Origin of the sequence: Ureibacillus sp. FSL W8-0352 (genome assembly GCF_038004345.1) — a bacterium.
Classification (GTDB): domain Bacteria; phylum Bacillota; class Bacilli; order Bacillales_A; family Planococcaceae; genus Ureibacillus; species Ureibacillus thermosphaericus.
On record NZ_JBBOQT010000001.1, the window covers coordinates 1,800,001 to 1,815,594 of the forward strand.

The window sequence follows — 15,594 nt, forward strand, 5'->3', positions numbered from 1 at the left end:
CCAATGATTTATATATTTCATCAGCAGTTGGATGAGACATAGAATTAATTAAATATTCCAAAATAGCATGACGTTGTGGAGTAATTCTTACGCCCGTTGCCTTTAACGTGTCTAGAGCATTTTTTAGATGCAATTCAGACATCGTCATGCACCTCTTTCCACTCATTATTAATTGATAATCGTTATAAATAGTGTACCTAAATAATTGAAATTCGTCAACAATTCGACATATTTAAACTCTCGGTATATTGATTTTCTCAAATTCTTTTATTATGTTCAATCATTAGCATTGCATAAATATAGTTAGAATGTTCTGTTAATTAATTTTTGTGAATTTGTGCCAAAAAGACAAAACCTAAAGAAAGGTGGCACTGCCCATTTGGTAAATATATACAGTTAAACCAGAGCGACAACGACAAAAGGGAGATTATGGACTGGCTCGCCCATCAAATTTTCGCAACCAAACATAAGCTGGTTTCCACAGAGCTCTCTTTAACCAACGAGTAATTCGAAGTAGAGATTTCTTACTTTTCATCTCCAATTGAATGAGAACATGTAAGCAATACGTGATAAGGGCTAAGAAAATTTGATTTTGAATAGCTGTTTCACTCATTCCATAAAAGTGCTTAATTTCTACGTGTTGCTTGAGCCATTTGAAAAAGAGTTCAATAGCCCAGCGAGATCGGTAAATATCACTTATCTCTTCTGGTTTTAAATCAAATCGGTTGGTGATGAAACGAAGTAAGTTCCCTTTTGTGTCCATAACTTCTAGTAGACGAAAGACATTTTCAGTACGATTTTGTGTGGTACCAATGTAGACCATTTTATCGGATAGAACGTGACAATCATCAGGAAGTGAAAATGTATAGACTTCACGAATGACTGCGTTTTTCTTCAGTCTTGAAACGAAGAAATAGCCATCATCTGTCATCCGATCAAAACGTTCATAGTCCACATAACCGCGGTCAAACACATACATGGCTTCTTTATCATCCACTAGGACTTCGAGTTGATTTCGGTCATGTTCTTTTGCTGTCGTAATCACTGCTTTTTCAGGATAGACGGTGTCTTTATCCATGAAAACGAGCCGTAAGTGTAGCTTTACACCAGCTTTTGTTTTACGGAATTTTGCCCATTTATAATTGGTCAAATTCAACGGGAGTGTACTTGAATCAATGATTTTCAGTGGCATATTCTTTCCGGTTTTATAATGGTACCGTTGAATTTTCCAAACAAGATCCAAGAACAAATTTGCAAGAATTAGTGGGTTGATCTGATTGTTTTTTCGGGATAGCTGAGAGGCACTTATCGATTCAAATCCGAGTGCTTTTTGAAGATCTTCGTCTACAAGTGCATCACTCATTTCCTCTAAGCTCTTAAATTCGAGCAGCTGGGCTACCAATAAAAGTTTAATATAGGCTTCTGTTGTCAGCTTTTTTGTGTAATAGTCCTGTTTCAATTCTTTGACTTGTTCGCTAAGTTTTTGAATATTTATGGGTGAAACCCATTTACCAAATGATGAAATTAGTGTATTCTTGTCCATAACGTTTATCCTTTACGATTGGATTTGGACAGGAACCACCTGTACTTCCATTGTAAAGGATTTTTTTGTTTCGAAATCAATAAAAAATTGAACATTCTTAGTATTTTGAATCATCAGATTTAATTAGTGCAATGCTAGTGATGTTCAATATATTATTTATTGGAAGTTTTCATCATGATAACAATCTAATTTTTAAATAATATTTATTCTAATTTAAAATTAATATCCACGCAAAATATCCATAACATTTTCTAAATCTCTCTCACCGTTCATCCACTTTCTTAAGCTTGGTTTAAATATTTCAAAGCTACGTTCTAAATATCTTGAAGACCGGCTTGAAATATGAGGTGAGAGCGTTACATTATCCATTTCCCAAAGCTTGCTATCACTCGGTAATGGTTCCGTTTCATAAACATCTAACACTGCATGGAAAATTTGCTTTTCTTCAAGTGCTTTTATTAAATCTTCTGTTCGCACTAAATCTCCTCGTCCAAAATTCATAAAAATGCAATTATTTTTCATTAAAGTAAAATCTTCATAAGTCAACAAGTATTTTGTTTCTTTTGTACTTGGCAAAATAGAGATGACAATATCCGCTTTAGGTAACAATTGTTTTAATTTATCCATTGAAAGCGTTTCATTCATGTATAGAGCACTTTCTCCGCTGCGGTTGAGTCCAATTGTGTATACTTCAAATGCTTGTAACATACGCCCAACTTCACTGCCAATAGCTCCTGGGCCTAAAATAAGAGCAGTTGAACCATTTAATTCATACAATTTTGTTTGTTGATTCCAAATTTTTTCTGACTGCTGTTTGTAAATAAATGGCAATGCTCTTTTAATCGATAACAGATGAGCTAATATGGATTCTGCCATTGGTTTTTTATGTATGCCTCGCACATTTGAAACAACAATACCTCTATCGGCAATTGCTTGTGCAGGCATTTTTTCAATTCCAGCAGAAGCTACAAAAATCCACTCTACTTTTTCAGCAATTTTAATTTTTTCATTATCTAAATCTTCCCCGTAAGTAACTAACACTTCCGCTTTCGCTAATTCTTCTTCATCGATTTTTTTATGGAAAACAAAATCAACTTCAGGAAAATCTTTTAGTAAAGATTCTTTTAAATCTGGTCTTGGATCAAATGTGAAATAAACCCTCATATCGTTACTCCCCTTTTAAATCACGCAAATATTGTAAAACTTCTTTAATATGATCTTTTACGCGAACTTTTCTCCATTCCTTCATAATGATTCCATTTTCATCTATTAGAAATGTAGAACGTTCAATTCCCATATATTCTTTTCCAAAATTTTTCTTTAAAACCCAAACGCCGTATTTTTTACATACTTCATGTTTTTCATCTACTAGCAAAGTAAATGGTAAATCATATTTTTCAATAAACTTTTTGTGTCGTTCTGCCGAATCTCCACTAACACCTAATATCACAGCATTCAAATCGGCAAAGGATTCATAATGGTCACGGAAATCACAAGCTTCCGTAGTACAACCAGGCGTCATATCTTTCGGATAAAAATACAGAATTACTTTTTTTCCTCGAAAATTACTTAAGCTCACTGGTTCACCATTTTCATTTAACAGCGTGAAATCTGGTGCTTCCTTATTTACTAAAGATTCATTCATAAAAATTCCTCCCTTTTGAATATCCTACCGAACCGCGTAAAATGTTTCAAATTCTTTGGCGTATTATACCAAAGAAGGCTAAAATAAAGTTGAAATTATAAAATGGAGGCAATACGATGATTCACACAAAATCTGAAGAAGTATATCATGAAGCTTTACAACATATCGTAGGAGGGGTAAATAGCCCTTCACGTTCCTATAAAGCGGTCGGAGGAGGGGCACCCGTTGTAATGGCAAAAGGAGAAGGACCATATTTTTGGGATGTAGATGGTAACCGCTACATTGACTATTTAGCTGGATATGGTCCAATTATTACTGGCTTTGGACACCCACACATTGCAAAAGCCATAAAATTAGCTGCTGAAACAGGGGTGCTTTTTGGGACTCCAACGGTTCACGAAGTAAAATTTGCCAAAATGTTAAAAGAAGCCATTCCATCTTTAGATAAAGTGCGTTTTACTAATTCCGGTACAGAAGCTGTAATGACGACTGTTCGTGTAGCTCGCGCCTATACTGGACGGACAAAAATCATCAAATTTGAAGGCTGCTATCATGGGCATTTCGACCAAGTATTAGTAGCTGCAGGTTCTGGACCAGCAACTCTAGGTTCACCAGACTCTGCTGGCGTTCCTGTAACAGTTGCTACAGAAGTCATTACGGTTCCTTATAATGATACTGAACAATTCCAAATGGCAATGGATAAATGGGGAGAAGACGTTGCTGCTATTTTAATTGAGCCAATCGTTGGAAACTTCGGTATGGTTATGCCAAAACCAGGTTTTTTAGAATATGTTCATAAAGTTGCAAAAGAATTTGGTGCTCTTACGATATATGATGAAGTGATAACAGCTTTCCGGTTCCATTATGGAGCTGCTCAAGACTTGCTAGGACTAACGCCAGATTTAACGGCAATGGGTAAAATTATCGGAGGAGGCCTACCAATTGGTGCGTATGGTGGCCGTAAGGAAATCATGGATACAGTAGCCCCACTAGGACCAGCCTATCAAGCTGGAACAATGGCAGGAAATCCTGCGTCTATGTTAGCTGGAATCGCTTGTCTTGAAGTATTGCAAACACCGGGAGTATATGAAGAAATGGATCGTCTAGGTGCAATGCTTGAAAAAGGAATTTTAGATGCTGCGGAGAAACATGGCATCACAATAACAGTCAACCGAATAAAAGGAGCGCTTACGGTATACTTTACAAGCGAAAAAGTTGAAAATTATAAACAAGCAGAACAATCGGATGGCGAAATGTTTGCCAAATTCTTTAAATTAATGCTTTCAAAAGGAATCAACTTGGCTCCATCCAAATACGAGGCGTGGTTCTTAACAACTGAACATAAAGAAGAGGATATTCTTGAAACGATTGATGCTGTAAATTATGCCTTTTCAAAATTAAAATAAGAAATGCAAGTATGGAATCCTAAATGCTTCACTCCTAATAATTTTGGGATATGTTGCCTTCTGCAAGCTAAATAGGATACAATAGGATTCCATGCTCCAACCATATTTTCAATACTTATTTTTTGACTAGCATATTTCCTTGGGGGATTTATTAATATAAATGAGAATCAGATTGTTATTGAATTATTTACTTCATTTTAATTTCTTAAAACTTTATAAAGTGGGGGCTACATTATGCAATTAGGCGCCCGAGTATTAAAAACAGGAGTAGCAATCGTCTTTTCTTTATTTTTAGCAGAACTTTTAAGTCTTCCATCGCCTGTTTTTGCTGGTATTGCTGCAATCTTTGCAATTCAACCTTCCATTTATCGTTCATATTTGACGATTGTGGAACAAATTCAAGGAAACTTGATTGGAGCAGTTGTCGCAGTTTTATTCGGGCTATTTTTCGGCCATCATATTGTGGCAATTGGTATCGCAGCAATTATTGTCATTGGCATTATGCTAAAATTGAAATTAAATTCATCCCTTTCATTAGCTCTCGTTACAGTAGTAGTTATTATGGTATATGAAGGCAATGATTTTTTGGAATTTAGTATCATTCGTTTTGCAACGGTAATGATTGGAGTATTTGCTTCTTTTATCGTCAATATGATCTTCCTGCCACCTCGTTATGAAGTAAAGTTATTCAGACTTATTCAAACACTGCAGGATGATATCATTCGATGGTCGAGATTAGCGATTCGAGGTGCTTCAGAGCATGTCTCAACAAAAAAAGCTTTAAGTAAATTTGAAAAAAGACTCTCTGAAATTGAATCAATTTATGATTTATATAAGGAAGAGAGGCAATATAGCAAAAAGAAACGAAATACGCAACTTCGCAGGCTTGTTGTGTATCGTCAAATGATTTTGACAACAAAGAAAAGTTTTGAGTTGCTCGTGAGACTTCATAAGCACGAAAATGAAATCGTCCATTTACCAATCGCATTCCAAACAATGCTTCAAGAGCGATTAGACTTTTTGCTAACGTATCATGAACAACTGTTATTGAAATATACTGGAAAACTTCGATCTGAGCATTCAAAATGGTCTGTTAGTAAACATCATTTAAATCGTTCGGAAGTAATGGAACAATTAATTAAACAAATCGAGATTGAAAAACAACGAGAAGGTGAAGAAGAGTTTTCTAGCTATCATTTATTCTATATTTTTTCACGAATTCTTGATTATGAGGAAAACTTGGAACATCTTGATACTTTAATCGTTTCTTTCCGCAACTTCCATAGCCAAGACCGCAATGAAGATTTAGAAGAGCAATTTTATTAATGGAGGGTTTTCTAAAGATAAAAAGAGCGAATCGATTCGCTCTTTTTTTGGGTTCTTTGTCAAATGGTGTTGGTGAATAAATTCTAGTGACATTATTTGGTAATATGTAATCGGATGGCTTAGGGGAAATTCGAGTTCCCCTAAGCTGTTTTTATTTTCGCTAAGTTTTGGGTAATGAATATTCGGTTTCTAAAGTGATAGAAGGATCGATAACCGAAAGAAATGCGTTTAATCACTTTGATTTTGTTATGAATCCCCTCTAAAATGCCGTTATTATAATCGTACTTTAGCGTATTCTCGACGTAATTGATGTAGTTGTTGATTGTCTTGATGGCGGTTTTCATATAGCTGGAAACGCTGTTCTGTTTATTCGCCAAGGTTTTCTTCAAGAGCTCAAAGTCTTTGGTTTTGATGCAATGTTGCACGTATTGGTATAACTCATAGGACGCTTTTAATTCAGAATCTAAATCAATGAGATAGTGGAGAATCTCCACCTCACACATATGCTTTTTAAAGCAACGATGATATGTATAGTTCTTATAATCAAGTTTTGTTTGATCTTTCAGAAGGAGCTTCCAGTATTTTTTTAATTTATTGTAATTCTTTTTATCCCGATTCATGACGTTGATGCGCGTTTTGTTTAAAGCTCTGCTAAATAGTTGGAGGATATGGAATTTGTCGAGTACGATTTCCGCTTTAGGGAAAACTTCTTGGATTAAGGAAATATAAGGGCTGTACATATCGATGACAATCGTTTTTACCGCATCTCTCGCCTTCTTGGAATACCGTAAGAAATACTCTTTGAGGACATGTAATCTCCGGTCCTCCACGATATCCACAATCTCCCCCGTTTCAGAGTCGCAGAAAATAAAGGACATCGCTCCAGCTGCGGATTTCACTGATTTAAACTCATCAAAACACAAATGCTTTGGAAGGTAGTGAACATTTGGTTGATAGTAGCTATAAAAGCTGTCAATGACTCTACTGACAGTGGCATGAGAAACATTATGTTTCATCGCAATATCTTTTTCGGATATTTTATCTTTGGCGTTTAAAGCAATCGATACTTTGGTATTGTTGGAAATACAACAGTTTTTAGCCACGACGCTCGTTTTTAAAGTAAACGTGGAATGACAATGTTTACAGAAATAACGCTGTTTACGCAATTTTAAGTAGGTATGAAAACCTGAAACACTAGGCATTTTAATGAGAGACGTTTTAAAACCGTGTTTAATGATTTGATCATCAAAGACATGTCCACAAGCATAGCACGCTTTTGGTTGGTAAGTTAATTGGCCATAAAAGACTTTTGATTGGACCCCTTTAATGAGTTCTTCTGCACAAAAATTTTCATCAAATGTGATATTTTTGTCTTTAATATTTAATAAATTACGTATAGAATAATGATGAGACATGTGACATCACTCCTTGTAAATGTGGTTTTGGTCGATTACATTTTACCAGAGTTTTGTCACTGTCTCATTTTTTTGTTCAAAAAAATTGGTGCTGGTTTATACTCACCAACACCAAATATTATAGAGCCTTTTTTTGTTGGCTGAAAAATATTTTATTGTAGTTTTTCAACATCAACTATCATAATGATTCCACTATCATAAGAAAGGGCTCCATCTTTTTTCCATTTACTTAAATAGTTACTGATTTTTTGACGGCTGCAACCAAGATAATTCGCCATTTCTTCATGGGTCAGAGGAGATTCAATTAATAGTACTCCTTCTTTATCTTTTGCCATTTTTAAAAGCAACCATCGTAACCGTTCAGGAACTGTCATCGTAGAAAGCACGAAGTTTAACTGTTCCGCTTTTTCTAATTGTTGTATCAAAGAATCAAAAATAAAACTTTCTCTTATATAAGGATTATGTAATAAATCAATCGGCATTGAATAAAGTATACAATCTGTCAGCGCCACAGCGTATCTTGTATATTCCTGACATCCCTTTAAATATTCTAAATATCCAAAAAACTCATTTGACTCGTTTAAAGAAATGGTCGTTGTTTTACCATCTAAAGAATCCGCAGCCAGTTTCACTATTCCCTTTTCAATATAATAAAATGAATTTATTTTCTCTCCTGTTTGATAAATCGGTTTTCCCCTTTTTACTGTAACTAACTCACCGAATTGCATTAATTTATCTGCGATTTTTCCCATAATTCCTCCTTATATACTTTGATTATACTAAAATCTTTTAATTTTGTAACAAAAGTGACAGAAATTATTTTTATTAATGATTAAAATTTCTTTTAACAACAAAACCCATTAATTTAGTTTGTTTTATAAGAAATTAGGTGAATGAAAATGACCGAACATATTGTATTACAGAACGTATACAAAACGTTTTCTAAGAAAAATCATTCCGAGACAGTTGCATTAGAAGATGTTTCACTATCAATAAAACGTGGTGAATTCATCTCCTTACTTGGACCTTCTGGATGTGGGAAATCTACATTATTAAATATCATTGCTGGACTTGAAAAAGAAACTTCTGGACAAGTGCTAATTAATGGCTCACCGATTACAGGGCCTGGAAATGATCGTATTGTTGTTTTTCAAGAATCCGGCTTATTTCCTTGGATGACTGTTTTAGAAAATGTCATGTATGGATTGCTTATAAAAAAAGTGCCAAAAGAAGAAGCAAAGATGCGGGCAATGAATTGGATTCAAAAAGTGCACCTTGGCAAGTTTGCTGACAGAAGCCCTCATGAATTATCTGGAGGGATGAAGCAGCGAGTTGCTATTGCTCGAGCTTTAGTAATGGACCCAGAAATATTATTAATGGATGAACCTTTCGCTGCATTAGATGAACAAACGCGAATGGTACTTCATCAAGAACTGGAGACCTTATGGAGAGAAACGGGTAAAACAGTTATTTTTGTTACCCACAACATTCGTGAAGCTGTCGTTCTTTCAGATCGAATTGTATTAATGAAAACACGGCCAGGTGGAATAAAAAATATATTTTCAGTGCAGGCAGCACGTCCACGCAATTCATCCGACAGCATTTTAAATTATTTAGAAACTCGCATTTTATCTGAGCTTGAGCAAGAGATGGAAAAAGTGCTGAAGGAGGAATTAGGCAGTGATTACGCACTTAAGAAGGATCGCCTTCATATTGATCCTCATAATAATTTGGGAAGCGATATCTAAACTCCAACTATTTCCTGCATTTATGTGGCCACCCCTACTTTTTCCAAATGAACCTGGGGGAGTAACTGTATTTAAAACTTTCATTAGTGGAATTGCCTCTGGTCAATTGCTAGAAGCTACAGGTGCTTCCCTACTAAGGCTGATTATCGGATTTATTATTGCTGTCGTAATTGGGCTGCTACTAGGATTATTAATTTATAAATATAAAGTTGTAGATGATACGCTTGGATTTTTTGTAACAAGCTTACAGGCGATTCCAAATATCGTTTGGTTGCCGCTAGCCATTTTATGGTTCGGACTAGGGGTAGGATCTGTTCTATTTATTGTCATATTAGGTGCCGCCATCTCTGTGACCATTACATCGAGCGCTGCATTTAAAGGAGTAAATCCCCTATTGATACGTGTAGCACAAACGATGGGATCTTCTGGCTGGCATTTATTCCGAACTGTTATTTTTAAAGCTTCCATCCCGCAGCTAATTGCAGGACTTCGCATTGCTTGGGCTCTTGCTTGGCGAGCCGTTCTTGCTGGAGAATTACTTGGCGGCGGTGGTGGCGGTCTTGGAACATTGCTTGACTTAGGCCGCTCTATTCAAGCGATGGATTTAATTTTCAGCATCATGATCATCATCGGAATCATTGGCTCTCTAATAGACAATATTGTCTTCGTTCGCCTCGAAAAATTTGTATTCCGTAAATGGGGCATTTCATCAACTTAAAAGGAGATGTAAAAATGAAAAAGATTTTATACTTAGCGATTTTATCACTTATCGTATTTGTACTCGCTGCATGTGGAAACAGCGGTTCAGAAAATAGTGGAGAATCTGGAGGTAGTTCTGAAGCAACTGAAATTCGTATCGGCTATTTCCCAAATATGACACATATCGCAACAATTGTGGCATTGAAAAAAGGATATTTTGAAGAACAATTTGGCGATGTAAAGATTTCTACAAATACTTTTAGTGATGGTTCTTCCTTCATGGAAGCTATGTCAACTAACGCCATTGATATCGGTACAGTAGGACCTACTCCAGCTTTAAACACATTTATTAAAAATCCAAAACACGAAATTATTTCAGGTGCAGTTAACGGTGGAGCGGTTTTAGTTGTTGCTGGCGATTCAAATATAAACTCTGTGCAAGATTTAGTTGGTAAAAAAATCGCTATCCCAACATTCGGTAGTACGCAAGATGTTGGTTTAAGAAAATCTCTAATTGACGCTGGGGTAAATGTGAAAGATGTCATTACAGTTAAACAAGCACCAGCTGATACAGCAGCATTAATATTAAAAGGAGAATTAGATGGTGCTGCAACTCAAGAACCTTGGGGAGTAAATATCGAAACAACTGCAGGTGCTAAATTATTATTAGATGAAAATGAATTTGCTTGGGGCAGTGAATCAACAAACACTGTTGTAGTAGCACAAACAAAATTTACAGAAGCTAACCCAGAACTTACAAAAAAATATTTAAAAGCGCATATTCAAGCGATTCAATTTATTAATGAAAATCCAGATGAAGCGATTCAACTATTCTTAGATCATATTAAAGAAATTACAGGTAAAGAGCTTTCATCTGATGAAGTAACGAAAGCATTTGCTCGATTAAAAGCGACAACAGATGTAAATGAAGATGTCATTAAAGAAATGGCAGTAATTTCAAAAGAAGCCGGATACATTAATTCTGACAACATCGAAGGACTTGTAAACCTTTCTTATTTAAATGAAGTATTAAATGAACAATAATAACAAAATTTTATTGTAAAATGCGGGCACTTAACCAAGTCTTGTCCTTATCCTATGGGTATGAGCAACTTGGAGAAGTTGCCCGTCTTCGTTTAATGAAAGTACTGTTAATTTTTAGTAACACTCTTTGAAAGGACGTCCATTATGAAAAGATATAATTCGATCGTAGAACTTATTGGCAACACGCCCATTGTGAAATTAAATAAATTACCTTCTCCTGAAGGAGCAAACGTTTATATAAAATTGGAATCTTTTAACCCTGGTGGGAGCGTAAAAGACCGCGCTGCCTATAATATGATTGTACGTGCAGAAAAAGAAGGAAAATTAATCCCTGGGAAAAGTACCGTCATTGAACCAACGTCAGGAAATACAGGAATCGGGCTTGCAATGGTTTGTGCAGTTAGAGGTTATCGTTGTATTATTACGATGCCTGATAATGCAACGAAAGAACGCATTCAATTAATGCGGGCATATGGAGCAGAAGTGTACTTAACTCCAAGTCATTTGAGAATGCAAGGTGCCATTGATGAAGCATATCGAATTGCAGCAAACATTCCAGATCACTTCATTCCACTCCAATTCGAGAACGAAGCCAATTCGGATGCTCATCGAAATACAACAGCGGTTGAAATATTAAATGCTTTCGGAAATCAACTAGATGCTTTTGTTTTAACAGCAGGTACTGGCGGCACTATTACAGGTACAGGAGAAGAATTGAAGAAAGCTTTGCCAAACTTGAAAATTTACGTTGTTGAACCAGCTGGATCTCCAGTACTCGCTGGTGGAAGCCCAGGGCCACACAAAATCCCAGGCACAGGACCAGGATTCATCCCTAAAATTTTAAATACAAACATTTATGATAAAATTCTTCATATAGAAGATGGAGCTGCCCAAGAGACAGCAAGACGTCTAGCTAGTGAAGAAGGAATTTTAGTCGGTGCATCTGGCGCAGCTTCTGCCTATTTTGCAATTCAATTTGCGAAAGACCTTCCTAAACAAGCAAATGTGCTGTGCCTTGCACCTGATACTGGAGAACGATACTTATCGACAGATTTATTTGAAGTATAAATAAAGATCCAAAGTCAATAATGCTAAAAAGAGCTTGCTAGAATGACAAAAATTCCAGCAAGCTCTTATTTATCAAATTGGAAAGACTTTAGTTTTTCATTTTTGGATCAAGTGCATCTCTTAATCCGTCCCCCATTAAGTTAAATCCAAGAACAGTTAACATAATTGCAAGTCCAGGGAAAATCATTGTCCAAGGTGCATTCATTAAATAAATGCGCGCATCCGCTAACATTTTACCCCATTCTGGTTGTGGCGGTTCCGCTCCTAACCCTAAGAAGCTGAGAGCTGCCGCTTCAATGATAGCAGTCGCAATTGCTAATGTACCTTGAACGATGACTGGTGCAAAAGAGTTTGGCAATATATGTCTTAATAATATTCTGGAATCTTTCATTCCAATTGCCTTTGCTGCTGTTATATATTCTTCTTCTTTAACACTTAATACTTTTGAACGAATTAACCTTCCAAAATTCGGCACGTTTACGATAGCAATCGCAATGAGAGCATTTTGTAAGGAACTACCTAAAATTGAAACAATTGCAATAGCCAATAATATACTTGGAAAGGCTAGTAAAATATCAAAGAACCTTGAAATGATCGTATCAACCCATCGACCATAATAGCCTGCAATGATTCCTAAAAAACTACCAAGAACAGCAGACAATACAACCGCACCAAAGCCGACTGTTAAAGAAATTTGTGCCCCCCATACAACACGAGAAAAAATATCTCTTCCAAATTCATCTGTTCCAAACCAAAATTCACTTGAAGGAGGTACTAAATGAGTGCTTGGATCTCCTAACTTTTGCTCGTTAATCCCTTCAGGAGCAATAATTGGAGCAAAAAGTGCAACAAGGATGAAAAACAATACAATGACTGTTCCCGCTACAGCCGATTTACTTCTTAGAAAAGTGCGTAACGCTTCTTTCCAAGGAGACGTCACTTTATCTTCCACTACTTGCACATTCATGTCTTTTGTTGCTGTTTCTGCCATAGTCTCCCCCTCCTTCTAGTTGTACTTAATTCGCTTGTCAATGAATGAATATAAAATATCGACAATAAAGTTGATAATGACGAAGAGAAATGCCACAACTAAAATGCCAGATTGAATCACCGGATAATCCCTAAATCCAATTGCTTCATATATGTAGCGACCAATTCCTGGCCAACTAAAAATTGTTTCTGTTAAAATAGCTCCACCTAACAGCAATCCAGTTTGTAAACCAATTACCGTTAAAATTGGAATAATTGCATTTTTTAAAGCATGTTTATACACGACAATAAACATTTTTTGTCCTTTTGCACGAGCTGTGCGAATGTAATCAGATCGCATTACTTCAAGCATAGATGAACGAGTCATTCTGGCAATAATCGCCATCGGGATAGTTGCAAGAGCCATTCCAGGCAAAATTAGGTGTTTTACGACTGTTCCAAATTGATCATATCTACCTTGAATTAATGTATCGATTAAATAAAAATGCGTTATGGCCATAATTGGATCTCGTACTTCCTCACGTCCAGAAGTAGGAAACCATCCTAAATTAATGCTGAACAACCATTGTTCTAACAAACCAAGCCAAAACACTGGCACCGATACGCCAATTAAAGCAATTACCATTGCTAAATAATCAAACCAAGTATTTTGGAACCAAGCCGATATAATACCAGCATTCATTCCGATTACAACTGCAATAAACATCGCAAAAAACGCTAATTCAAAGGTTGCGGCAAGATATGGCCAAATTTCAGTAGATATTGGTTGATTTGTTCGGATAGATACCCCTAAGTCTCCTGTAAGCAACCCTTTTAAGTAATCAAAATATTGAATATACCACGGATTATTTAGTCCTAAATTTTCTCTTAATGCTTCCACAGATTCTTTTGTTGCTTGTTGTCCTAAAATCATTTGGGCTGGATCCCCAGGAATTGCACGAATAATTAAAAATACAATAAAAGTCATTCCAAGAAGCACAGGGATTAGTTGCAAAAATCTACGCCCTATGTAGTGAAGCATATTCTTCACCCCTCTACAAATGGTATAAATGCTTGGCACTCATACAACTTGCATGAGTGCCTTGCATGAAATTACTGAATTTCTACATTCGATAATACTTCTGAACCCGTTGGATGTGGTTTGTAGTTCGTTACACCTTTCTTAGCAGCAAGAAGTGGTATAGAGTGAGCTAATGGTACCCAAGGAGCGTCTTCTTTTATAATCTCTTGAGCTTTCTTATATAGCTCATTTCTCTTTTCTTCGTCTACTTCAGATTGAGCTTGGATTAGTAAGTTGTGAACTTCTTCGTTCGCATAGTACGCATAGTTATTGCTTCCGATTGTATCTTTATCTAGTAATGTATAAATGAAGTTATCTGCATCCCCATTGTCACCAGTCCAACCTAATAAGAATGCATCGAATTCACCATTTTTCGCCATATCTAAATATGTTGCCCATTCTGCTGTTTTAATTTCAGATGGAATTCCAACGTCTTGTAAGTTTTTCTGAATAGCTTCAGCAATTTTTCTTCCATCTGGCATATATGGACGTGGTACAGGCATCGCCCAAAGTTCAATTGGTGTACCATCATATCCAGCTTCAGCAAGAAGAGCTTTTGCTTTTTCTGGATCATATTCATAATCTTTTATCGCATCATTATAACCGCTAATAGATGGTGGCATTGGGTTTACTGCCACTTCAGCTCTTCCCAAATAGAATGCGTCTACAATCGCTTGTTTATCAATTGCATGGTTCACTGCTTGACGCACTAGTTTATTATCAAATGGTGGACGAGTGTTAGTTAAACCTAAATAACCAATATTCATAGATGGTCGTTCAATTAGTTGTAAATTCGCGTTTGCTTCAACTGATTGTGCATCTGATGGATTAATTCCGTCTGCTAAATCGATTTCCCCAGCAACTAATGCATTTAAGCGCGCTGAGTTATCAGGAATAGAGCGGAAAATAACTTTGTCTAACTTTGGTAAACCTTCTTGCCAGTAATCTTCAAATTTTTCAAGTGTAATAGAATCATTTCGTTTCCATTCAACAAACTTAAATGGTCCAGTACCAACTGGATTATCTCCAAAGCTTTCACCATATTGATCTAAAGCTGTAGGTGAAGCAATACCGAATGGGAACATCGCTAAGTTTTTCAAGAATGGTGCTTGTGGTCTTGATAATTTAAAGATAACCGTATAATCGCCATCAGCAATTACTTCACTAATAATATCTTCTCCATCAGCTTTAAACATGGAGTGATAGTAATAGAATTTTTCTGAAGCTCCAGCTTTCCAGCGTTCGAAGTTTTTCACTACCGCTTCAGCATTGAAATCTGTACCATCATGGAACTTGACACCTTCACGTAGTTTAAACGTATACGTTAAACCATCTTCACTTACTTCCCAGCTCTCAGCAAGTCCTGGGTGAATCGTTGTATCTTGCTCACCGAAATTTACTAATGTTTCATATATGTTGATTGTTACTTTTGCTGATTCACCATCTGTAACAATCGCTGGGTCTAGAGATACTGAATCTCCACCGCGTCCAAATACTAATACTTGCGGTACATTTGATTTTTTGTCTCCGTCCGTTTCAGCTGGTTCATTCGCTTTATCATTACCGCTACAAGCAGCCAAAACGAATATCAGTAGAAGCAGTCCTACTGACCAAAGTTTTTTTAACATAAAACCCCTCCTAATTTCAAAT

Annotated in this window: 15 protein-coding genes (1 of these 15 only partly in view); 6 read left to right on the forward strand and 9 right to left on the reverse strand. The window is 36.2% G+C overall.

Translation table 11 applies throughout. The features are described 5' to 3' along the window. From perR to bcp, 4 genes are all read right to left on the reverse strand, one after another. A protein-coding gene (gene perR, locus NST98_RS09250) for a peroxide-responsive transcriptional repressor PerR (protein WP_040764514.1) crosses the window boundary here: on the reverse strand, positions 1-148 show its start. It extends 305 nt beyond the left edge of the window; 148 of the gene's 453 nt are visible here — the first part of the coding sequence; its start codon is at positions 146-148; its stop codon lies beyond the left edge, outside the window. Between the two features lie 279 nt (positions 149-427). Beyond that, positions 428-1,543 carry an IS4 family transposase gene (locus NST98_RS09255; protein ID WP_096549683.1) on the reverse strand — a complete coding sequence of 372 codons (1,116 nt, stop codon included), beginning with the start codon at positions 1,541-1,543 and terminating at the stop codon, positions 428-430. Positions 1,544-1,762: 219 nt separating this feature from the next. Further along, positions 1,763-2,707: a D-2-hydroxyacid dehydrogenase gene (locus NST98_RS09260; protein ID WP_340714985.1), complete on the reverse strand. Its 945-nt coding sequence runs from the start codon at positions 2,705-2,707 to the stop codon at positions 1,763-1,765. A gap of 4 nt (positions 2,708-2,711) precedes the next feature. Continuing rightward, the gene (gene bcp, locus NST98_RS09265) at positions 2,712-3,188 is read right to left on the reverse strand and encodes a thioredoxin-dependent thiol peroxidase (RefSeq protein ID WP_340714986.1); all 477 of its coding nucleotides are present in this window, start codon (positions 3,186-3,188) and stop codon (positions 2,712-2,714) included. Between the two features lie 116 nt (positions 3,189-3,304). On the opposite strand from bcp, the gene NST98_RS09270 reads away from it, so the two are divergent. Both NST98_RS09270 and NST98_RS09275 read left to right on the forward strand, forming a co-directional pair. Continuing rightward, a complete protein-coding gene (locus NST98_RS09270) occupies positions 3,305-4,594 on the forward strand; it encodes a glutamate-1-semialdehyde 2,1-aminomutase (protein WP_168412875.1) in 1,290 nt (429 codons plus the stop codon). A 234-nt stretch (positions 4,595-4,828) separates the two neighbouring features. Beyond that, positions 4,829-5,920, forward strand: a complete 1,092-nt coding sequence (locus NST98_RS09275) for an FUSC family protein (RefSeq protein WP_016837851.1) — start codon at positions 4,829-4,831, stop codon at positions 5,918-5,920. A 140-nt stretch (positions 5,921-6,060) separates the two neighbouring features. Here NST98_RS09275 and NST98_RS09280 read toward each other — a convergent pair whose 3' ends face one another. Together NST98_RS09280 and NST98_RS09285 are read right to left on the reverse strand one after the other, a co-directional pair. Then, the gene (locus NST98_RS09280; protein WP_340714715.1) at positions 6,061-7,335 is read right to left on the reverse strand and encodes an ISL3 family transposase; all 1,275 of its coding nucleotides are present in this window, start codon (positions 7,333-7,335) and stop codon (positions 6,061-6,063) included. A gap of 152 nt (positions 7,336-7,487) precedes the next feature. Continuing rightward, positions 7,488-8,087 (reverse strand): Crp/Fnr family transcriptional regulator, encoded by a 600-nt coding sequence (locus NST98_RS09285; protein WP_016837852.1) that lies wholly within the window; start codon positions 8,085-8,087, stop codon positions 7,488-7,490. 147 nt (positions 8,088-8,234) lie between these two features. On the opposite strand from NST98_RS09285, the gene NST98_RS09290 reads away from it, so the two are divergent. From NST98_RS09290 to cysK, 4 genes are all read left to right on the forward strand, one after another. Further along, complete coding sequence (locus NST98_RS09290; protein WP_016837853.1) at positions 8,235-9,083, forward strand: ABC transporter ATP-binding protein; 849 nt, start codon at positions 8,235-8,237, stop codon at positions 9,081-9,083. Positions 9,084-9,105: 22 nt separating this feature from the next. Next, positions 9,106-9,801: an ABC transporter permease subunit gene (locus NST98_RS09295; RefSeq protein ID WP_184656215.1), complete on the forward strand. Its 696-nt coding sequence runs from the start codon at positions 9,106-9,108 to the stop codon at positions 9,799-9,801. Between the two features lie 14 nt (positions 9,802-9,815). Next, positions 9,816-10,826 carry an aliphatic sulfonate ABC transporter substrate-binding protein gene (locus tag NST98_RS09300; RefSeq protein WP_168412755.1) on the forward strand — a complete coding sequence of 337 codons (1,011 nt, stop codon included), beginning with the start codon at positions 9,816-9,818 and terminating at the stop codon, positions 10,824-10,826. A gap of 144 nt (positions 10,827-10,970) precedes the next feature. Continuing rightward, on the forward strand, positions 10,971-11,894 hold the full coding sequence (gene cysK / locus NST98_RS09305; RefSeq protein ID WP_016837856.1) for a cysteine synthase A: 924 nt from the start codon (positions 10,971-10,973) through the stop codon (positions 11,892-11,894). 88 nt (positions 11,895-11,982) lie between these two features. Here the strand turns inward: cysK and NST98_RS09310 are convergent, their stop codons facing one another. The 3 genes from NST98_RS09310 to NST98_RS09320 all read right to left on the reverse strand — a co-directional run bounded on the left by NST98_RS09310 (position 11,983) and on the right by NST98_RS09320 (position 15,572). Then, complete coding sequence (locus NST98_RS09310; protein ID WP_016837857.1) at positions 11,983-12,885, reverse strand: ABC transporter permease; 903 nt, start codon at positions 12,883-12,885, stop codon at positions 11,983-11,985. A 15-nt stretch (positions 12,886-12,900) separates the two neighbouring features. Continuing rightward, complete coding sequence (locus NST98_RS09315) at positions 12,901-13,905, reverse strand: ABC transporter permease (RefSeq protein WP_096552226.1); 1,005 nt, start codon at positions 13,903-13,905, stop codon at positions 12,901-12,903. 71 nt (positions 13,906-13,976) lie between these two features. Then, a complete protein-coding gene (locus NST98_RS09320) occupies positions 13,977-15,572 on the reverse strand; it encodes an ABC transporter substrate-binding protein (protein ID WP_016837859.1) in 1,596 nt (531 codons plus the stop codon). Positions 15,573-15,594: the final 22 nt, after the last annotated feature.